16 protein-coding genes are annotated in these 19,250 nt (G+C 64.1%); 1 reads left to right on the top strand and 15 read right to left on the bottom strand.

Annotated elements, in window-relative coordinates; translation table 11 throughout:
- Positions 1-121: 121 nt before the first annotated feature.
- The 11 genes from mdoH to hutC form a co-directional block, all read right to left on the bottom strand.
- On the bottom strand, positions 122-2,695 hold the full coding sequence (gene mdoH / locus ABE456_RS17720) for a glucans biosynthesis glucosyltransferase MdoH (RefSeq protein WP_346645061.1): 2,574 nt from the start codon (positions 2,693-2,695) through the stop codon (positions 122-124).
- The gene (locus ABE456_RS17715; RefSeq protein WP_346645060.1) at positions 2,688-4,427 is read right to left on the bottom strand and encodes a glucan biosynthesis protein G; all 1,740 of its coding nucleotides are present in this window, start codon (positions 4,425-4,427) and stop codon (positions 2,688-2,690) included. The genes mdoH and ABE456_RS17715 overlap by 8 nt, the downstream gene beginning before the upstream one ends.
- A 263-nt stretch (positions 4,428-4,690) precedes the next feature.
- Positions 4,691-5,128: a D-aminoacyl-tRNA deacylase gene (gene dtd / locus ABE456_RS17710; protein ID WP_346645059.1), complete on the bottom strand. Its 438-nt coding sequence runs from the start codon at positions 5,126-5,128 to the stop codon at positions 4,691-4,693.
- Positions 5,125-6,096, bottom strand: a complete 972-nt coding sequence (gene pip, locus ABE456_RS17705) for a prolyl aminopeptidase (protein WP_346645058.1) — start codon at positions 6,094-6,096, stop codon at positions 5,125-5,127. Before pip ends, dtd begins: the two co-directional genes overlap by 4 nt.
- A gap of 258 nt (positions 6,097-6,354) precedes the next feature.
- Positions 6,355-7,158 carry an N-formylglutamate deformylase gene (gene hutG, locus ABE456_RS17700; protein ID WP_346645057.1) on the bottom strand — a complete coding sequence of 268 codons (804 nt, stop codon included), beginning with the start codon at positions 7,156-7,158 and terminating at the stop codon, positions 6,355-6,357.
- A 10-nt stretch (positions 7,159-7,168) separates the two neighbouring features.
- Complete coding sequence (hutI, locus tag ABE456_RS17695) at positions 7,169-8,374, bottom strand: imidazolonepropionase (protein WP_346645056.1); 1,206 nt, start codon at positions 8,372-8,374, stop codon at positions 7,169-7,171.
- 16 nt (positions 8,375-8,390) lie between these two features.
- Positions 8,391-9,794 carry an amino acid permease gene (locus tag ABE456_RS17690; protein ID WP_346645055.1) on the bottom strand — a complete coding sequence of 468 codons (1,404 nt, stop codon included), beginning with the start codon at positions 9,792-9,794 and terminating at the stop codon, positions 8,391-8,393.
- A gap of 153 nt (positions 9,795-9,947) precedes the next feature.
- Complete coding sequence (hutH, locus tag ABE456_RS17685; protein WP_346645054.1) at positions 9,948-11,480, bottom strand: histidine ammonia-lyase; 1,533 nt, start codon at positions 11,478-11,480, stop codon at positions 9,948-9,950.
- Positions 11,481-11,587: 107 nt separating this feature from the next.
- Positions 11,588-13,261, bottom strand: coding sequence for a urocanate hydratase (gene hutU / locus ABE456_RS17680; protein ID WP_133975954.1), 1,674 nt, complete (start codon positions 13,259-13,261; stop codon positions 11,588-11,590).
- A gap of 257 nt (positions 13,262-13,518) precedes the next feature.
- Positions 13,519-14,091 carry a HutD family protein gene (locus ABE456_RS17675; protein WP_346645053.1) on the bottom strand — a complete coding sequence of 191 codons (573 nt, stop codon included), beginning with the start codon at positions 14,089-14,091 and terminating at the stop codon, positions 13,519-13,521.
- A complete protein-coding gene (gene hutC / locus ABE456_RS17670; RefSeq protein ID WP_346645080.1) occupies positions 14,088-14,798 on the bottom strand; it encodes a histidine utilization repressor in 711 nt (236 codons plus the stop codon). The genes ABE456_RS17675 and hutC overlap by 4 nt, the downstream gene beginning before the upstream one ends.
- 145 nt (positions 14,799-14,943) lie before the next feature.
- Here hutC and ABE456_RS17665 point away from each other — a divergent pair, with 145 nt between their 5' ends.
- Positions 14,944-16,308, top strand: coding sequence for a formimidoylglutamate deiminase (locus ABE456_RS17665; protein ID WP_346645052.1), 1,365 nt, complete (start codon positions 14,944-14,946; stop codon positions 16,306-16,308).
- A 32-nt stretch (positions 16,309-16,340) separates the two neighbouring features.
- Here the strand turns inward: ABE456_RS17665 and ABE456_RS17660 are convergent, their stop codons facing one another.
- The 4 genes from ABE456_RS17660 to ABE456_RS17645 all read right to left on the bottom strand — a co-directional run bounded on the left by ABE456_RS17660 (position 16,341) and on the right by ABE456_RS17645 (position 19,001).
- Positions 16,341-16,913 (bottom strand): lipocalin family protein, encoded by a 573-nt coding sequence (locus ABE456_RS17660; RefSeq protein ID WP_346645051.1) that lies wholly within the window; start codon positions 16,911-16,913, stop codon positions 16,341-16,343.
- Positions 16,910-17,164 (bottom strand): outer membrane protein assembly factor BamE, encoded by a 255-nt coding sequence (gene bamE / locus ABE456_RS17655; protein WP_063912030.1) that lies wholly within the window; start codon positions 17,162-17,164, stop codon positions 16,910-16,912. The genes ABE456_RS17660 and bamE overlap by 4 nt, the downstream gene beginning before the upstream one ends.
- Before the next feature lie 226 nt (positions 17,165-17,390).
- Entirely contained in the window at positions 17,391-17,987 is a 597-nt protein-coding gene (locus tag ABE456_RS17650; protein ID WP_346645050.1) for a DUF924 family protein, read from the bottom strand.
- A 3-nt stretch (positions 17,988-17,990) separates the two neighbouring features.
- Positions 17,991-19,001, bottom strand: a complete 1,011-nt coding sequence (locus ABE456_RS17645) for a class 1 fructose-bisphosphatase (RefSeq protein ID WP_016712457.1) — start codon at positions 18,999-19,001, stop codon at positions 17,991-17,993.
- Between the last annotated feature and the right edge of the window lie 249 nt (positions 19,002-19,250).

Below are 19,250 nucleotides of genomic sequence, written 5' to 3'. Positions count from 1 at the left end.
GCTGGGGGGGACTTTGTTGGCCAAAATCGGCCTGGGGCCCTAAAAGCTTCGCGGGCACGCCCGCTCCCACAGGGTACTTCACAACCCTTGTGGGAGCGGGCGTGCCCGCGAAGAGGCCCGGTCAGGCGCCGACGAGTGCCGGATGGCCTTCATTCTCCGGATGCAGCGGCAACAGCGGCGAATGCGGGTCGTTCTTGATCGACGCACGCCACACATCGATCCACGCAGCGTTGTGCTCGGCCCACACTTGCTCGTGCAGGCGGGTCAACGCCACCGGGTCGCTGAGCAGGGCCAGGCGGGTATTGAGGTCCAGCCCTTTCGGCCCGACCTCGATCGCCTTGGCCACGCGCTCGGCACGCAGCGCCTCGATCGGCGCCGCCTGGCCATGGCGGGCAGTGGCCATGGCGCAGGCCAGGGCGTTCTGCCGCGGGTCGACCACGGCCCGCACGAAGCCATCATGCAGGGCATGCCAGCGATTTTCGTGGGTGTACTGGTCGGTAGCCAGCAGCTCTTGCGGGGTGGCGTATTCCTCGGGAATGAGGAACAGCTTCTCGTCCTTGGCTGCCAGGCCCAGGCGCGTGCGGCTGGAAATCACCGAAACCGGGATCGACAGCACCAGCGAACCCACGATCGGCGCCAGCCACCACAGGAAGCTCGGGTTCAGCCACGCCACCAACCCGGCCCAGGCAAAGCCCAGCAAGGTCTGCGGGCCATGGCGGCGTACCGCCTCGCCCCACGGGGTGGAGTCGTCGTCACGCTGCGGCGAGTTCCAGGTTGCAGCCCAGCCGAGGAACGCGGCCAGCACGAAGCGGGTGTGGAAGATCATGCGCACCGGTGCCAACAGCATGGAGAACAGCATCTCCATCAGCATCGACAGGGTGACCTTGATCCGCCCGCCGAACTCGACCGCGCCCTTGGCCCAGATCAGGATGACGCTGAGCAGTTTGGGCAGGAACAGCAGCACGATGGTGGTGGAGAACAGCGCCACGGCCTTTTCCGGGTGCCACTGCGGCCACAGTGGGTAAAGCTGGTACGGCTCGATGAAGTACTGCGGCTCCATCAGCGTGTTGGTCGCCAGCAGTGCGGTCGACAACACCAGGAACAGGAACCACAACGGCGCCGACAGGTACGACATCACCCCGGTAAGGAACACCGCGCGGTGCACCGGGTGCATGCCCTTGACCAGGAACAGGCGGAAGTTCATCAGGTTGCCGTGGCACCAGCGGCGGTCGCGCTTGAGCTCGTCGAGCAGGTTCGGCGGCAGTTCTTCGTAGCTACCCGGCAGGTCGTAGGCGATCCACACGCCCCAGCCGGCGCGGCGCATCAGCGCGGCTTCGACGAAGTCGTGGGAAAGGATCGCACCGGCGAACGCGCCCTTGCCCGGCAACGGCGCCAGGGCGCAGTGCTCGATGAACGGCTTCATGCGGATGATTGCGTTGTGGCCCCAGTAGTGCGACTCGCCCAGCTGCCAGAAGTGCAGGCCGGCGGTGAACAGCGGGCCGTACACGCGGGTGGCGAACTGCTGCATGCGCGCATACAGGGTGTCCATGCCCGAGGCTTTCGGCCCGGTCTGGATGATGCCGGCGTCCGGGTTGGCCTCCATCAGGCGCACCAGGCTGCTCAGGCACTCGCCGCTCATGACGCTGTCGGCGTCGAGCACGACCATGTACTTGTACTCGCCACCCCAGCGACGGCAGAAGTCGTCGAGGTTGCCGCTCTTGCGCTTCACCCGGCGCCGACGGCGGCGGTAGAAGATGCGGCCGAAGCCTTTGGTCTCGCGGCACACGTCCAGCCAGGCCTGTTGCTCGGCCACGGCGATGTCGGTGTCGTTGGTGTCGCTGAGCACGAAGAAGTCGAAGCGGTCGAGGTTGCCGCTGGCGGCCACCGACTCGAACGTCGCGCGCAGGCCGGCGAACACCCGCGGCACATCTTCGTTGCAGATTGGCATCACCAGCGCGGTACGCGCCTCGGGCGCAATCGGCTCATTGCCGGCACTGCTGCCGGAAATCTTGTATTTGTCGCGCCCGGTAAGCAGCTCGAGGAAGCCCATCAGCGCGGTCCAGAAGCCCGCCGACACCCAGCAGAACAGGATGCCGAAGAGGATCAGGATGGACGTCTGCAAGGCATACGGCCACACCTGCACAACCGTGTCCCACAACGACTGGCTGAGAATTTCGTCGAGGTCGACGAACGACCAACCCTGGTACGGCAGGATGCCCTTCATGTACCAGCCAGCGACAATGGTCTGTCCGATCATCAGGGCCAGCAGGATGTAACGTCGGATCGAGCCGACCGTGCGCCAGCGTGCCGGCGGCAGCTCACGCTTGGGCGGCTGCGGGGCATTGGTGCGGCCAGTCATGCGCCGCCACATGCGGATCAGCACGTTGGTGCGCCATGGCTCTGGCACCACTTTGGTGCGTTTGATTGGCGGGGCGATCTTCAGGCACAGCCGGCCGCTGCCGTCGACGCCAAGCATTTCGGCATCTTCCAGCTCGGCGGCGCTGCCCACGGTCAGGCGCGGGCCCACCGAGGCCTGCACGGCCTCGGCAGGGTTGGCGGCCGGGTTGGCCGCCAGGCGTTGGTGCAGCTCACTGAACGAGGTGCAACTGGCGAGTTCCGCCCGTTGCTCGTCGCTCAGTGGTAAGTGAGCCAGGTACTCGCCAAGCGATACTGGCCTTGCGTTTGAGTTACTCATCGGCAGGCAACTGATAGCTCCAGGTCTCGGTCAGCACCTTTTCGGTGGTGGCCGGGGTCCCGTTGGTGGGCGCCGCATCGGCGGCAGGTTGTTCGGCCTTGGCCGGTTGCTCAGCCTTCACGGCTTTGTCGGCCTTGGCATGCTTGGCTGCGGCCTTGTCCTGCTTGGCGTCCTGGGCAGGCTTGGCGGGTTCGGCCGGCACGTCACGCACCAATGCGGCACGCATTTCGGTCGATTTGTTGGCTTCCTTGACCTTCAGCCGCAGGGTCAGGCGCCAGCCCTTGGTCTCTGGGTTATAGCGCAGATTGTTCTCGACCACCTCGGCGTTGTCGCCCACGCTGATCTGGCTACGCACGGCGGCGTCTTCAGGCAAGGCGGCCAGGGCCGGGCCGGCGAAATCGACCAGGAAGGCCACGCTGCCATCAGGCTGGCGGATCAGGTTGGACTGCTTGACATCACCGGTGGAACGCAGGGTCTGCTTGACCCAGCCCAGCTCGGCGGCCTGGAACTTCTGCTCGTCGATGGTCCAGTGCAGGCGGTAGGCGTACTCGAACGGCTTGCCTGGCTCCGGCAGCTTCTCTGGGCTCCAGAACGCAACGATGTTGTCGTTGGTTTCATCGGCGGTCGGAATCTCGACCAGATCGACGGTGCCCTTGCCCCAGTCACCCTTCGGCTCGATCCAGGCGCTTGGGCGCTTCTGGTAGTTGTCGTCGAGGTCTTCGTAGTCGCTGAAGGCACGCTGACGCTGCATCAGGCCGAAACCACGCGGGTTCTCGACGCTGAAGTTGCTCACGGCCAGGTGTTTCGGGTTGTTCAGTGGGCGCCAGATCCATTCGCCGTTACCGGCATGGATCGACAGGCCTTCGGAATCATGCAGGGCCGGGCGGTAGTTGAGCACCTTGGACGGCTGGTTGGGGCCGAACAGGTACATGCTGGTCAGCGGCGCAATGCCCAGGCGGCTGACGTGGTCACGCAGGAACACGCGCGACTGCACGTCGACCACGGTGTCGTTGCCCGGGCGCAGGGTCAGCTTGTAGGCGCCGGTGGAACGCGGCGAGTCCAGCAGGGCGTAGATCACCAGGTGCTTGTCGGCCGGCTTGGGTTTTTCCACCCAGAACTCGGTGAAGCGCGGGAATTCCTCGCCCGACGGCAGTGCGGTGTCAATGGCCAGGCCACGGGCCGACAGGCCATATACATGGCCCTTGCCGACCACGCGGAAATAGCTGGCGCCAAGCAGGGTCATGATCTCGTCCTGCTTGTCGGCCTTGTTGATCGGGTACATCACGCGGAAACCGGCGTAACCCAGGTTCTTGGTGGTTTCCGGGTCGTGTGGCACGTCACCGAACTCGAAGCGGTTCGGGTCGTACTTGATTTCCTCGACCTTGGTGGCGGTGACCTCGTTGATTTTCACCGGGGTGTCGAAGTGCATGCCCTGGTGATAGAACGACAGTTTGAACGGGGTCTTGTCCTTGGCCCACTCAGCCTTTTCCTGCAGGAATTGGATTTTCTGGTAGTCCGCGAACTTCATGTCGCGGAACACCGCCGGCAGGTTGCTTTTTGGTGCGTCGTACTTCTGGCCGGCCAGATCCTTTGCCTTGGCTGCAACATCGTCAAGATTGAATGCCCACAGCTGGCCCGCGCTCATCAGGCCGACCAGTGCCACACTGGCCATCAGGGCCTTGCGCAGCCCGGTGCCGGGGATTCTTGATGCTTTTTGGGGACTAACAATCACGAGCAACCCTCGCCGAAAACAGATCATGAAACCAACGGCCAGCGACAAATGCCGGGTTGGCGAGCACTGTTCGGACCCCGTGAGGGCGTAATGATTCCCCAAACGGATCCAGACAATGCTCGAGTCAGAGTGAAACGAACCTGCGAACGCAGGTCCATGCAGCGCGCGATTATCCAGCAGGTCGCGTGACAACGCATCAGGCTGGAACAACTATTTATCGTACAAAACCCCTTGTTTTCCTATAAACAAAGGGTTTTTCGACCTCATATTTGTAACATAAATGTCACTGGGCCATCATTGACCAGGTGCACCTGCATGTCCGCGCCGAATTGCCCGCTCGCCACATCGGCATGATGGCCCTTCGCCTGCTGCAAAAGATAGTCGAACAATTCGGCCCCGAGGGCCGGTGGCGCTGCCGTCGAGAAGCTCGGGCGCATGCCGTTGCGGGTGTCGGCGGCCAAGGTGAACTGCGACACCAGCAGCAACCCGCCGCCGACATCCTTGAGCGACAGGTTCATCTTGCCCTGTTCGTCGCTGAACACCCGGTAGTTCAACAGCTTGTGCAACAGCTTATCGGCCTGTTCGCGGGAATCTTCAGGCTCGACCGCCACCAGCACCAGCAAACCGTGGTCGATGGCGCCGACCACCTCCCCCGCCACTTCAACCCGCGCACCGCGCACTCGCTGCAGCAGGCCCTTCATGCTTCTTCCAGCGGCAGGTCGAGCAGGCGCCGGGCCATCTGGTCGGCGGCACGCACCAAGGCATCGGTGATACCCGGCTCGGAGGCCGCGTGGCCGGCGTCGCGGATAACCTTCAGTTCGCTGTTCGGCCAAGCCTGGTGCAGTGCCCAGGCATTCTCCAGCGGGCAGATCACGTCGTAGCGACCGTGCACGATCACCGCTGGCAGGTGGGCGATTTTCGGCAGGTCGCGGATCAGCTGGTCTGGCTCGAGGAAGGCGTTGTTCATGAAGTAGTGGCATTCGATGCGGGCAATCGACAGTGCCCGCTGCGGCTCGGAGAAGCGATCGACCACCAGCGGGTTCGGGCGCAGGGTTGCAGTACGACCCTCCCAGGTAGACCAGGCCTTGGCGGCGTGCATCTGGGCAATCTGGTCGTTGCCGGTAAGGCGCTTGTGGAAGGCCGCCACCAGGTCGCCCCGCTCTTCAGGCGGAATTGGCGCAATGTAGTCCTGCCAGTAGTCGGGGAACAGGCGGCTGGCGCCCTCCTGGTAGAACCATTGGATTTCCTGGGGGCGGCACAGGAAGATGCCGCGCAGGATCAGGCCGTGCACGCGCTCGGGGTGGGTCTGGGCGTAGGCCAGGGCCAGGGTGGAGCCCCACGACCCGCCAAACAGTACCCATTTCTCGATACCCAGGTGCTCGCGAATGCGCTCCAGGTCCTCGACCAGGTGCCAGGTGGTGTTGTTCTCCAGGCTCGCGTGCGGCGTGGAGCGGCCACAGCCGCGCTGGTCGAAGGTGATGATTCGATAAAGGTTAGGGTCGAAGTAGCAACGGCTCTGGGCGTCGCAACCGGCGCCCGGGCCACCGTGGATGAACACCACCGGCAAACCTTCAGGCGAGCCGCTTTCGTCTACATACAGCACATGCGGCGCTTCCACGGCCAGATCGTGCCGGGCGTAGGGTTTGATCTGCGGGTAGAGGGTCTGCATTGCGCACTCCGTGTGAGGATTATTCGGCCGTGGGCCATCATAAACCTGAATTGCGCCAAGAGCATCACGGCCAAGCTTGCGAAATGGTTTGAAGCGGCGTGCCAGGTTGGCAGGCGCTTCGCGCACCCTGTGGGAGCGGGCGCGCCCGCGAAGAATCCAACGCGGTGCATGGCACCGGCTACGCCGGTGTTCGCGGGTGAACCCGCCCCCACAAGGGCCTCGTCAACGTGCAGCAATTGAGTAAGCCGGGTGGTGGATCTACCGCCCGTAGCGCTCCCGCCCCCACGCCAGGCAAGCCTGCAACAAGCGCTGCAGCACTTGCTGGGTTGGCTGCGCCAGGTCTTCGCGGTAGGCGAACGGCTCGGTTTCTTCCATGTAGGTGCTCTGCGCCAACTCCAGCTGCACGGCATGGATGTGCTTGGCCGGGTCGCCGTAATGGCGGGTGATATGCCCGCCCTTGAAGCGGCCGTTTAGCACATGGCTGTAGTCCTGGGCTTCGGCACAGACACCTTGCAGCCGCTCGGCCAGTGCCGGATCGCAACTGGCGCCATTGAAGGTACCCAGGTTGAAGTCCGGCAGCTTGCCGTCGAACAGGTGCGGGATCAGCGATCGGATCGAATGGGCATCCCACAGCAGCGCGTAGCCGTACTGCTCACGCAAGCGGTCCAGCTCGTTGCGGATGGTGTCGTGATAGGGGCGCCAGATCTGCTCCAGGTACTGCTTGCGTTGCTCGCTGGTCGGTTCCAGGCCTGCCTTGAACAGCGGCTCGCCTTCGAACAGCGTGGCCGGGTACAGGCCGGTGGTGGCGCCGGCGTACAGCGGCTTGTCGTCATCCGGGCGGTTCAGGTCGATGACGAAGCGCGAATACTCCGCCGCCACCACGCTGGCACCCATGTCGCGGGCAAAGTCGTACAGTTGGGGAATATGCCAGTCGGTGTCCGGCAGGCTGCGCGCCTGGTCGACCAGGCCGTCGCGCACGGCGTCGCTCAAGCGCAGGCCGGCATGCGGCATGCTGATCAGCAGCGGCAGGCGGCCTTGGTGAAAACTCAGTACCTTGTCCATCGTGCCTCGCTCAGTTGGATATTTCATGGCCCTTGCGCACCACGCGCTTGGGCAGGTCGCCGCCCAGCCAGTAGGCCAGGTCGGCGGGGCGTTCGATTTGCCAGGCGACGAAGTCGGCAACCTTGCCTACTTCCAGCGAGCCATGGCTTTCGCCCAGGCCCAACGCCGTGGCAGCGTGCACCGTGACGCCGGCCAAGGCTTCTTCCGGGGTCATGCGGAAGCAGGTGCAGCCCATGTTCAGCATCAGCCGCAGCGACAGCCCTGGCGAGGTGCCGGGGTTGAGGTCGCTGGCCAGGGCAATCTTCACGCCGTGGCGGCGTAAAACGTCCATCGGCGGCAGCTGGGTTTCGCGCAGGAAGTAGAACGCGCCCGGCAGCAGTACGGCGACAGTGCCGGCTGCAGCCATGGCGATGGCGTCTTCCTCAGTCATGAACTCCAGGTGGTCGGCCGACAGCGCCTGGTAGCGCGCCGCCAGGCTGGAGCCGTGCAGCGACGACAGCTGTTCGGCATGCAGCTTGACCGGCAGGCCCAGCTCGCGCGCCTTGATGAACAGCCGCTCGACCTGGGCCGGGGAGAACGCCAGGTGTTCGCAGAAGGCATCCACCGCATCCACCAGGCCTTCAGCGGCCAGGGCCGGCAGCATTTCGTCGCAGATGTGCGCGATGTAGTCGTCGGCGCGGCCGGCGTACTCCGGCGGCAACGCGTGCGCAGCCAGGCAGGTGGCACGCACCGCCAGCGGCAGTTCGTCGGCCAGGCGCCGGGCCACGCGCAGCATCTTACGCTCGTTGGCCAAGTCCAGGCCGTAGCCGGACTTGACCTCGATGGTAGTCACGCCGTCGCGCATCAAAGCCTGAACCCGCTGGCGAGCACTGGCGAACAGTTCGTCCTCGCTGGCCGCACGGGTGGCCCGCACAGTGCTGGCGATGCCACCGCCCTGCGCAGCGATTTCGGCATAGCTCACGCCCTGCAGGCGCTGCTCGAATTCGCCACTGCGGTTACCACCGAACACTGCGTGGGTGTGGCAGTCGATCAGCCCCGGGGTAACCCAGGCGCCGCCCAGGTCCACCGTGCGCTCGGCCGCGACCGGCGCCAGCTCGGCACGTGGGCCGATCCACTCGATCAACCCGGCGTTGGTGACGATGGCCGCATCCTCGATGGCCGAGTAGCTGCCCTCGGCCATGGTTGCCACATGGCAGTGCTGCCAGACAGTTCTCATGCACAATCTCCTTTTACTAGCGGTGCAACTCGGCAGGCTCTGCTACCGGCTGGGCCTGCCCTGCGCGCGGCTTGCACCACAGCAGGTAGGACGCCACCAGGAACACCACCCAGACCACGCCGACGATCAACGCCGCCTGGGTATCCGGGAAGTAACCGAGCACGCCAAAGATGAACACCATGAACGCAATGGCCATGGCCGGGCCATACGGCCAGAACGGTACCGGGAACTGCAGCTGGGCCACTTCCTCACGGCTCATGCTGCGGCGCATGGCCACCTGGGTGACCAGGATCATCAGCCACACCCACACGGTGGCGAAGGTGGCGATCGAGGCGATCAGCAGGAACACGTTCTCCGGGATCAGGTAGTTGAGCAGCACGCCGATCAGCAGCGCGGCGCCCATCACCACCACGGTCATCCATGGCACGCCGTGCTTGGACAGCTTGCTGAAACCGCGCGGGGCGTGGCCTTGATGGGCCAGGCCGTACATCATGCGGCCTGCGCCGAAGATGTCGCTGTTGATGGCGGAGATCGCAGCAGAAATAACCACCACGTTCAGCACGGCGGCGGCAGAGCCAATACCCAGGTTGCTGAAGATCTGCACGAACGGGCTACCTTGGCTACCGATTTGCGGCCATGGGTACAGGCACATCAGCACGAACAGCGTCAGCACATAGAACAGCAGGATGCGCAGTGGAACGGCGTTGATCGCCTTGGGGATGACCCGCTGTGGGTCCTTGGCCTCACCGGCGGTGACGCCGATGATCTCGATGCCGCCGAAGGCAAACATCACCACGGCAAAGGATGCGATCAGGCCACCCACGCCGTTAGGCATGAAGCCACCGTGGTCGAACAGGTTGCTCATACCCACGGCATGCCCGGTACCCACCTGGCTGAAGCCGAAGGCCATGATGCCGAGGCCGGCCAGGATCATCGCCACGATGGCGCCGACCTTGAGCAGCGACAGCCAGAATTCCATTTCGCCAAACACCTTGACGTTGCACAGGTTGAGGCCACCGATAAGGAACACGATGCCCAGCACCCAGATCCAGCGGGCTACCTCCGGGAACCAGAAGCCCATGTAGATACCGAAGGCGGTGACGTCGGCGATGGCGACGATGACCATCTCGAAGGCGTAGGTCCAGCCGAGGATGAAGCCGGCCATGGGGCCGAGGTAGGTAGTGGCGTAGTGGCCGAAGGAACCGGCCACCGGGTTGTGCACGGCCATTTCACCGAGGGCGCGCATGACCATGAACACGGCGGCGCCGCCGATCAGGTAAGCCAGCAGCACGGCGGGGCCGGCCATCTGGATGGCGGAAGCGGAGCCGTAGAACAGGCCGGTGCCGATGGCGGAACCGAGAGCCATGAAACGGATGTGGCGGGCACTTAGCCCGCGCTTGAGACCTTGAGCTTGTTGCATGTCACGTCCTTAAATTGTTTTTGTGGTCGTGAGGTCGAGGGGGGCTGCCTAGCCCAATCGCCGGCAAGCCAGCTCCCACAGGAATGGTGTTTCACACCTCCGTCGGGGGGAGCCGGCTTGCCGGCGATGGGCCGCATGGCGGCCCCAGGGGCATTACAGGCTTGGCAGCACACCCGCCGGCAGCAGGCCGGTCAGGCTACCTTTGGCCAACAGTTCCACGGCCTTTTCGATGTCCGGCGCGAAGAAACGGTCACGGTCGTAGTGCGGTACTTCGCTGCGCAGCGCCTGGCGCGCCTTCTCCAGCTTGGCCGACGTTTTCAGGCCTTTGCGCAGGTCCAGGCCCTGGCAGGCACCCAGCCATTCGATGGCCAGCACGCCACGGGTGTTCTCGGCCATTTCCCACAAGCGCTTGCCGGCAGCCGGCGCCATCGACACGTGGTCTTCCTGGTTGGCCGAAGTTGGCAGGCTGTCGACGCTGTGCGGGTGCGACAGGGCCTTGTTCTCGCTGGCCAGGGCAGCAGCGGTGACCTGGGCGATCATGAAGCCGGAGTTGACCCCGCCGTTTTCCACCAGGAACGGCGGCAGCTGGGACATGTGCTTGTCCATCATCAGCGAGATGCGGCGCTCGCTCAGCGAACCGATTTCGGCGATGGCCAGGGCGATGTTGTCGGCGGCCATGGCCACTGGCTCGGCGTGGAAGTTGCCACCGGAAATCACGTCACCTTCGGCAGCGAATACCAGCGGGTTGTCCGATACGGCGTTGGCTTCGATGCCCAGTACCTCGGCAGCCTGACGCAGCTGGGTCAGGCAGGCGCCCATGACCTGTGGCTGGCAGCGCAGGGAGTACGGGTCCTGGACCTTGTCGCAGTTCTTGTGCGACAGCGACACTTCGCTGGCATCGCCCAGCAAGTCACGGAAGCAGGCAGCGGTGTCGATCTGGCCGCGCTGGCCACGTACCGCATGCACGCGGGCGTCAAACGGCGAACGCGAGCCCAGCGCGGCTTCGACGGTCAGGCCACCACAGGCAATGGCGGCAGCGTAAAGGTCTTCGGCCTGGAACAGACCGCGCAGGGCGTAGGCCGTGGACGCCTGGGTACCGTTGAGCAGGGCCAGGCCTTCTTTGGCGGCCAGGGTCAGAGGCTCGAGGCCGGCAATCGCCAGCGCTTCGGTGGCCGGCAGCCATTGGCCTTTGTAACGGGCCTTGCTTTCACCCAGCAGTACCAGCGACATGTGCGCCAGTGGCGCGAGGTCGCCCGATGCGCCGACCGAGCCCTTGAGCGGAATGTGCGGGTAAACCTCGGCGTTGACCAGGGCAGTCAGGGCATCGATCACTTTACGGCGGATGCCGGAGAAGCCGCGGCTGAGGCTGTTGATCTTGAGCACCATGATCAGGCGCACCAGGTCGTCATCCAGCGGCGCGCCAACACCGGCGGCGTGGGAAAGCACCAGCGAGCGCTGCAGGTTTTCCAGGTCGTGGCTGGCGATGCGGGTCGAGGCCAGCAGGCCGAAACCAGTGTTGATGCCATAGGCAGTGCGGTCTTCGGCAAGGATCTGCTCGACGCAGGCAACGCTGTCGTTGATCGGCTGGTCGGCGCTGGCATCCAGCTGCAGGCGCACAGGCGCGGCGTGGATCGCGCGCAGCTGGGCCAGGGTCAGGGTGCCGGGCTTGAGGGTGAGTTCGGTCACGTTACTACTCCAATCGCGTGGAGCCGCAGGCCCGTTGTGGGGTGCCTGCGTGCTCCTTCTTGTTGTTCAGTATCACCCCTTGTGGGGTGCGATCCAAAGCGTGGCGATCAGCCAGTGATCATCGGCAGGTCCAGGCCCTGCTCCTTGGCGCAGTCGATGGCGATGTCGTAACCGGCATCGGCGTGGCGCATTACGCCAGTCCCTGGGTCGTTGGTCAGTACGCGGGCGATACGCGCGGCGGCTTCATCAGTACCGTCGCAGACGATGACCATGCCCGAGTGCTGGGAGAAGCCCATGCCTACGCCACCACCGTGGTGCAGCGATACCCAGGTGGCGCCGCCAGCGGTGTTGAGCAAGGCGTTGAGCAGCGGCCAGTCGGAAACAGCGTCCGAGCCATCACGCATGGCTTCGGTTTCACGGTTAGGGCTGGACACCGAGCCGGAGTCCAGGTGGTCACGGCCGATCACGATCGGTGCCGACAGCTCACCACTGCGAACCATTTCGTTGAACGCCAGGCCCAGCTTGGCGCGCAGGCCCAGGCCAACCCAGCAGATACGTGCTGGCAGGCCCTGGAAGCTGATGCGCTCGCGGGCCATGTCCAGCCAGCGGTGCAGGTGGGCATCGTCAGGGATCAGTTCCTTGACCTTGGCGTCGGTCTTGTAGATGTCTTCTGCATCACCGGACAGCGCCGCCCAGCGGAACGGGCCGATGCCGCGGCAGAACAGCGGGCGGATATAGGCAGGGACGAAGCCCGGGAAGTCGAAGGCGTTGGCCACGCCCTCTTCCTTGGCCATCTGGCGGATGTTGTTGCCGTAGTCGAAGGTCGGCACGCCCTGCTTCTGGAAGTCGAGCATGGCTTGAACGTGCACGGCCATCGACTGCTTGGCGGCCTTGACCACTGCAGCCGGCTCGGTCTGCGCACGGTCGCGGTACTGTTCCCAGGTCCAGCCGGCTGGCAGGTAGCCGTTCAGTGGGTCATGGGCGCTGGTCTGGTCGGTGACCATGTCCGGGCGCACGCCACGCTTGACCAGCTCTGGCAGGATTTCGGCGGCGTTGCCGTGCAGGGCGATGGAAATGGCCTTGCCTTCGGCGGTGTACTTGGCGATGCGTGCCAGGGCGTCGTCGAGGTCAGTGGCCTGTTCGTCGACATAGCGGGTTTCCAGGCGGAAGTCGATGCGGCTCTGCTGGCATTCGATGTTCAGCGAGCAGGCGCCGGCCAGGGTTGCGGCCAGTGGCTGGGCGCCGCCCATGCCGCCCAGGCCGGCGGTGAGTACCCACTTGCCTTTGAGGCTGCCGCCGTAGTGCTGGCGACCAGCTTCGACGAAGGTTTCATAGGTGCCCTGGACGATGCCCTGGCTGCCGATGTAGATCCAGCTGCCGGCGGTCATCTGGCCGTACATGGCCAGGCCCTTGGCGTCCAGTTCGTTGAAGTGCTCCCAGTTGGCCCAGTGTGGTACCAGGTTGGAGTTGGCGATCAGTACGCGCGGGGCGTTGCTGTGGGTCTTGAACACGCCGACCGGCTTGCCCGACTGCACCAGCAGGGTTTCGTCGTCTTCCAGGCGGGTCAGGGTTTCGACGATCTTGTCGTAGCAGGCCCAGTTACGTGCAGCGCGGCCGATACCGCCGTACACCACCAGTTCTTTCGGGTTTTCCGCGACCTGCGGGTCGAGGTTGTTCATCAGCATGCGCAGTGGCGCTTCGGTCAGCCAGCTTTTGGCGGTCAGCTTGTTGCCACGTGGGGCACGGATTTCAACGTCACGGTATTTGTTGTTGTCGGTCACGGGAAAGGTCCTCTGCGGTCGTCCGCGGGCGGGTATGTCGTGGTCAATATACAAACACACCTTTACTTGTATGTACAAGCATGGACAACCAAAATATTTGGACTGATCCGCTGAGCGGTTGAAAAAGCCGGGGCCGCTTTGCGGCCCTTTTGCGACACAAGGCCGCTCCCACAGGGGACCGCGTCAGCCAAGGCATACGCGGTCGCTGTGGGAGCGGCCTTGTGTCGTGAAAGGGCTGCGCAGCAGCCCCGGCTACCTCAACGTGAAATGAGTTCGATCAGGCAGCACCGCCCCTGCACATCCAGCCCCAGCAACTCATCGTTGCCCTCCAGCCGCAGGCAGTCGTACAAGCCCAGCCGCTGCGTCTCACGCCCGGCAATAGCCACCTCGACCTGATTGCTGGCAGCAAACAGCAGCACGGTCGACGCCGAGCTATACACACGGTTGGTACCATCCAGCCATTGCAACCGCGCTCGATAACGCTGCGGCGCATAGATCAGGTTGAAATCGCGAATCGCCCCGCCCAACAGTTTGCAGCTGACCTGGCTTTCGCCGCTGAAGGCAAAGGCATCGAACGGCAGCAACGGTCGGCTGGCCTGACCGTCGACCAGCAGGCGCATGCCGTCGCCCTGTAGCACGGTGATGATCCGCTGGTAGCCGGCGAAGGTGGAAAAGCCGCCTGACTCCTCGATATCGGCAATCGACAGGCGCCAGCCAAAGCCGTCCAGGCCCTCGCCATTGTCGCGGGTAATTTCTTCGGTGAAACCGCCACCGTTCTTCCACGGCATGCGCGGGTAGTCCTGCGCACGCAACAACTGCTGCTGACTCATTTACTGAAGCGTCCTTCGAGGCGATGACGGGAACCGGGGTGGATCAACCGCGCGGCAGTAACCGGCTGGCGGCCGGACCAGGTGCGACGGCGGATCAACAGGCATGGTTCACCCCGCTCGATCTGCAGCAGGCTGCATTCATCCGGCTCGGCCAGGATCGCTTCGACCACGTGCTCGCCCTCGGTCAGCGGTGCCACCTGAGACAGGTAGGCGTAAGGCGTCTGCCGGGTAAAGTCCTGCTTGAGGTAGTCGGGGGCAATCGCCGCATTGACGTAGCGGTCCTCGATCTGCACCGGCACGCCATTCTCGAAATGCACGATCAGCGAGTGGAACACCCGCTGGCCTTCACGCATGTCCAGGGCCAAGGCCCGTTCGGAACCGGCGGCTTCCTCGGTAAGGGTAATCACCTGGCAGCTATGCTGGTGGCCGCGCGCGGCAATTTCGTCGGCAATGTTGTTGACCTCGAACAGCGCCGAACGGCCCTTGGGCTCGGCCACGAAGGTACCCACCCCTTGCATGCGCACCAGCAGACCTTCGGCGGTGAGTTCGCGCAGGGCGCGGTTGATCGTCATGCGGCTGAAGCCCAGCTCGTTGACCAGCTCGCTCTCCGAGGGTACCCGGTGATGCGGCGGCCAGCTGCCGTTGTCGATCTGCTGGATGATCATCTGTTTGACCCGGGCGTACAGCGGCGCCGGGCCCTCGCCCATCTGGGCAACCAGCGCGGAGACAGGAGGTGTCGGCACGGCGTTGGATCCTTGTGCAAATGGAATGAGCGGTAGCTTGCCGCAGTTTACCCGGCAGGCAAACGGCTGTATATGTATATACAAGTTAACAATAACAGGATTTGCACCGATGTCCGCCTATTTCGCCGAACGCGCCCTGCTACCCACGGGCTGGGCCAGCCATGTCCGCATCGAGGTCGCCAGCGATGGCCATGTGGCCCGCATCGAGCCGGGCGCTTCGGCCGAAGGCGCCGAGCGCCTGGCCGGCCCGCTGCTGCCCGGCATGCCCAACCTGCACTCGCATGCCTTCCAGCGCGCCATGGCGGGCCTGGCAGAAGTCGCCGGCAACCCCAATGACAGCTTCTGGACCTGGCGCGACCTGATGTATCGCCTGGTCGGGCAAATCAGCCCCGAGCAGTTGCAGGTTATCGCCCGCCAGCTGTACATCGAGATGCTCAAGGCCGGCTACACCTCGGTGGCCGAGTTCCACTACGTGCACCACGACCAGGCTGGCAAGGCCTACGCCGACCCGGCCGAGCTGTCCCGGCGCATCAGCGCGGCTGCAGCCGACAGCGGCATTGGCCTGACCTTGCTGCCAGTGCTGTACAGCCATGCCGGGTTCGGCGGCCAGGCCCCGAATGACGGGCAGCGGCGCTTCATCAACTCCACCGAACAGTACCTGCAACTGCAAGCGCAACTTGCCCCGCTGCTGGCCGCCCAACCGGCGCAGCAACTGGGCCTGTGCTTCCACTCGCTGCGGGCAGTGACCCCGGGGCAGATCGCCGAGGTGCTGGCCGCCAGCAACAAGCAATGCCCAGTGCATATCCACATCGCCGAACAGCAGAAGGAAGTGGACGACTGCCTGGCCTGGAGCGGCCTGCGCCCGCTGCAATGGCTGTACGAGCATGTGCAGGTGGACCCGCGCTGGTGCCTGGTACATGCCACCCATGCCGAGCCGGATGAAGTCACTGCCATGGCCCGTAGTGGTGCAGTGGCCGGGTTGTGCCTGACCACCGAAGCCAACCTGGGCGACGGGATTTTCCCGGCGGTGGACTTCCTGGCGCAGGGTGGACGCATGGGCATTGGTTCGGACAGCCATGTGTCGCTGAGCGTGGTGGAAGAACTGCGCTGGCTGGAATATGGCCAACGGCTGCGTGACCAGCGGCGCAACCGCTTGTACCGCGGCGACCAGCCGATGGTCGGGCGCACGCTGTATGACGCTGCGCTGGCTGGCGGTGCGCAGGCATTGGGGCAAGCTGTCGGGGAGCTGGCCGTGGGTAAGCGTGCCGACTGGCTGGTGCTCGATGGGCAGGACCCTTATATCGCCATGGCCGATGGCGATGCCATTCTCAACCGCTGGCTGTTTGCCGGGGGGGATCGCCAGGTGCGTGATGTGATGGTCAATGGGCAGTGGGTGGTGCGCCAGGGGCGGCATGCACAGGAAGAGCAAAGCGCGCGGGCGTTTGCCGAGGTGTTGCGCCAGCTGTTGGGGTAAGTGTATTGGGGCTGCTTTGCAGCCCCAGAAATTCAGTGCATCTTGACGATCTGCTGGTCCGATGCGCGCCAGATCAGCCGGTTGGTGTCATAGCCCTGCTGCCGCGCCTTGGACATCAGGTTCTCGCGCTCCCAGGCCGGTAGCGTCGGGGTGCGCGACAGAATCCACAGGTGCTTGCGGTCAGGGCTACCGACCACCGCCGTGCGGTAGCGCTCATCCACATACAGGATCCAGTACTCGCCCCTGGCCACGCCTGGCACCAGCTTGGTGAACCAGTTATCGAACTCGATCCAGAGCTTGTCGGTGTGCCCCGGTTCCTGAATGCTCGCGTGGCCTTCGGCACGCAGCCATTCATCACCCATGGTACGGCAGCGGTTGAGCACGCCGAGGCTACCATCGAGCTTGAGGTTGTAGTGCGCCTCGGACTGCTCGCAACCGGTCTGGTAACGCATGGGCAGGCGCGCCAGCTCATACCATTTGCCCTGATAGCGCTTGAGGTCGATGTTGCCAGCGGTTTTCGGCGCCAGCGGGTCGTGCACGGAGCCTGCACAACCACCCAGCAACAACGCCAGGCAAACCCCCATCAGCACATACAGACGCCTCATTTGAGACCCTGCCCTGAATACATCAGCACCTTGTCAGCCGCGTACTGCACGCTGATGAAGCTCTTCTCGTCCCCCCAGGTACAGCTGCTCATGCCCAACGCGCCGGAGCACTCGGCAGGCGTGCCGAGCAACTGCTCGACCTCGGCCTTGTTCATACCGGCCTTGATCTTGGAATAGTTTTCCTGGTTGATCTTGCTGCAGGCAGTCAGGACGACGCACAGCGACAACAGGGCGAGGGAACGCAACGACATGAAGGACACTCCTGGAGAGATGATACAGGCGAGTGGCCTGCAGTGATCTTCGACGGGAAAAACCCTCCCGGGTTCCCTGCCCCACCCCTTTTGCCCCTACACCATTGGTCGGATGGCCACTACTGTGCGATTAATCACAAAGCATTAATCACCACCCAATAAAAAAGCCGCCCCTGTAGGAGCGGCCTTGCGTCGCGATCGGCCTGCGCAGCAGGCCCCGTGGGCGTCAGAACCGAGACCCGGGTTCCAGCAAAAAATCCATCTCTTCGCTGGTACTCGGCCGCTCCAGCACCAGGTTGCGGTGCGGGAAGCGGCCGAACCGGGCAATCACCCGCTGGTGCTGCTCGGCATAGTCGAGGAAGCCTTCGAACAGCCGGCGGTTGGCCTCGGGCTGCTCATCCAGCAGTATCTGGTAGCGCTCGACGCACAGGTTCTGCCAGTCCAGCACCTCGGCATGCTCCAGCACCAGCAGCACGAACACCCGCTGGATCGGCAGCAACTGGTAGTCCCAGCCCTTCTGCAGGCCCTGCATGGCCACCACCTGGGCACGCCGGTCGCCCTCGAAGGCGCGCGGCGTGTCGCGGTAGATCATGCGTGGCAGCTGGTCCAGCAGGATCAGCAGGCCCAGCCAGCCCTGCGGGCTTTGCTGCCACTCGTCGAGCCCACCCGCCAGGGCATGCTCGACCAGCTCGCCAAACAGCGCATGGGCGTCGGCATCGTGATGCTTGCCGAACCACAGCGTGCTCTTCTCGTCAGCCACGGCCTGGGGACTGGTGCCCCAACCGAACCACCACTCCAGCAACGGCTGCCAAGGTGCGAGCATGACTTACTCCTTGTGGTAGGCGGTGACGCGCTCGACCTCTTCCTTCGAGCCGAGAATAACCGACACGCGCTGGTGCAGGCTTTCTGGCTTGATGTCGAGGATGCGATCGTAACCGTTGGTGGAGGCGCCGCCGGCCTGTTCGATGATAAACGACATCGGGTTGGCCTCGTACATCAGGCGCAGCTTGCCCGGCTTGCTTGGCTCGCGGGCGTCACGTGGGTACATGAACAGGCCGCCACGGGTCAGGATGCGGTGTACGTCGGCCACCATCGAGGCGATCCAGCGCATGTTGTAGTTCTTCTTCAGCGGGCCGGTCTCGCCTGCCAGCAGCTCGCCCACGTAGCGCTGCACCGGGGCTTCCCAGTGGCGCTGGTTGGACATGTTGATGGCGAACTCGGCGGTGCTTTCCGGTACGCGAATGTTTTCGTGGGTGAGGACGAAGCTGCCCAGCTCGCGGTCCAGGGTGAAGCCCTTGACGCCGTTGCCCAGGGTCAGGATCAGCATGGTCTGCGGGCCATAGATGGCGTAACCGGCGGCGACTTGCTGGGTGCCTGGCTGCAGGAAGGCGTTTTCGTTCAGGGTTTCGTTCTGGCTCAGGTACTCGTTAGGGCAACGCAATACCGAGAAGATGGTGCCGACCGACACGTTGACGTCGATGTTGGACGAGCCGTCGAGCGGGTCGAACACCAGCAGGTAGGCGCCTTTCGGGTATTTGCCCGGGATCTGGTAGGCGTTGTCCATTTCTTCGGAAGCCATGCCGGCCAGGTGGCCGCCCCACTCGTTGGCTTCCAGCAGGATATCGTTGGAAATCACGTCCAGTTTCTTCTGGACTTCGCCCTGCACGTTTTCAGTGCCCATGCTGCCCAGCACACCGCCGAGGGCGCCCTTGGACACGTGATGGCTGATTTCCTTGCACGCACGCGCCACCACTTCGATCAGGAAGCGCAGATCGGCAGGGGTATTGTTGCTGCGGGTCTGCTCAATCAGATAGCGACTCAGGGTAACGCGGGACATGTATGGCTCCGAAAGGATTGGGGGATAAAAACCCCCGCAGTTTACAGGGAGAGTTGCGGGCTAGCGAGTGATGAGACTCGCCACGGCTCTCAGACGGCACAATAGGTCGGTAGTTCAGCCTGCGCCAGGCCGGTGGTCGGTTGAAGCCATTGCACACCAGGAAGCCTGTACATGGCCTGTGGGAGCGGCCTTGTGTCGCGAAAGGGCTGGCGCAGCAGCCCCTCACTTTCGGCTGCGCTACTGAAACTC

The organism is Pseudomonas sp. TWI929, assembly GCF_039673335.1.
In the GTDB taxonomy this organism is placed as follows: Bacteria; Pseudomonadota; Gammaproteobacteria; order Pseudomonadales; family Pseudomonadaceae; genus Aquipseudomonas.
Note: the sequence above shows the minus strand (reverse complement) of the source record. Positions and strands in the feature narration are given on the sequence as shown.

Bases quoted from the DNA above. Each gene is read 5' to 3' on its own strand.
- mdoH (WP_346645061.1), bottom strand. From the start codon at position 2,695: ATGAGTAACTCAAACGCAAGGCCAGTATCGCTTGGCGAGTACCTGGCT.
- dtd (WP_346645059.1), bottom strand. From the start codon at position 5,128: ATGAAGGGCCTGCTGCAGCGAGTGCGCGGTGCGCGGGTTGAAGTGGCG.
- pip (WP_346645058.1), bottom strand. From the start codon at position 6,096: ATGCAGACCCTCTACCCGCAGATCAAACCCTACGCCCGGCACGATCTG.
- hutG (WP_346645057.1), bottom strand. From the start codon at position 7,158: ATGGACAAGGTACTGAGTTTTCACCAAGGCCGCCTGCCGCTGCTGATC.
- hutI (WP_346645056.1), bottom strand. From the start codon at position 8,374: ATGAGAACTGTCTGGCAGCACTGCCATGTGGCAACCATGGCCGAGGGC.
- ABE456_RS17690 (WP_346645055.1), bottom strand. From the start codon at position 9,794: ATGCAACAAGCTCAAGGTCTCAAGCGCGGGCTAAGTGCCCGCCACATC.
- ABE456_RS17675 (WP_346645053.1), bottom strand. From the start codon at position 14,091: ATGAGTCAGCAGCAGTTGTTGCGTGCGCAGGACTACCCGCGCATGCCG.
- hutC (WP_346645080.1), bottom strand. From the start codon at position 14,798: ATGGGCGAGGGCCCGGCGCCGCTGTACGCCCGGGTCAAACAGATGATC.
- ABE456_RS17665 (WP_346645052.1), top strand. From the start codon at position 14,944: ATGTCCGCCTATTTCGCCGAACGCGCCCTGCTACCCACGGGCTGGGCC.
- ABE456_RS17660 (WP_346645051.1), bottom strand. From the start codon at position 16,913: ATGAGGCGTCTGTATGTGCTGATGGGGGTTTGCCTGGCGTTGTTGCTG.
- bamE (WP_063912030.1), bottom strand. From the start codon at position 17,164: ATGTCGTTGCGTTCCCTCGCCCTGTTGTCGCTGTGCGTCGTCCTGACT.
- ABE456_RS17650 (WP_346645050.1), bottom strand. From the start codon at position 17,987: ATGCTCGCACCTTGGCAGCCGTTGCTGGAGTGGTGGTTCGGTTGGGGC.
- ABE456_RS17645 (WP_016712457.1), bottom strand. From the start codon at position 19,001: ATGTCCCGCGTTACCCTGAGTCGCTATCTGATTGAGCAGACCCGCAGC.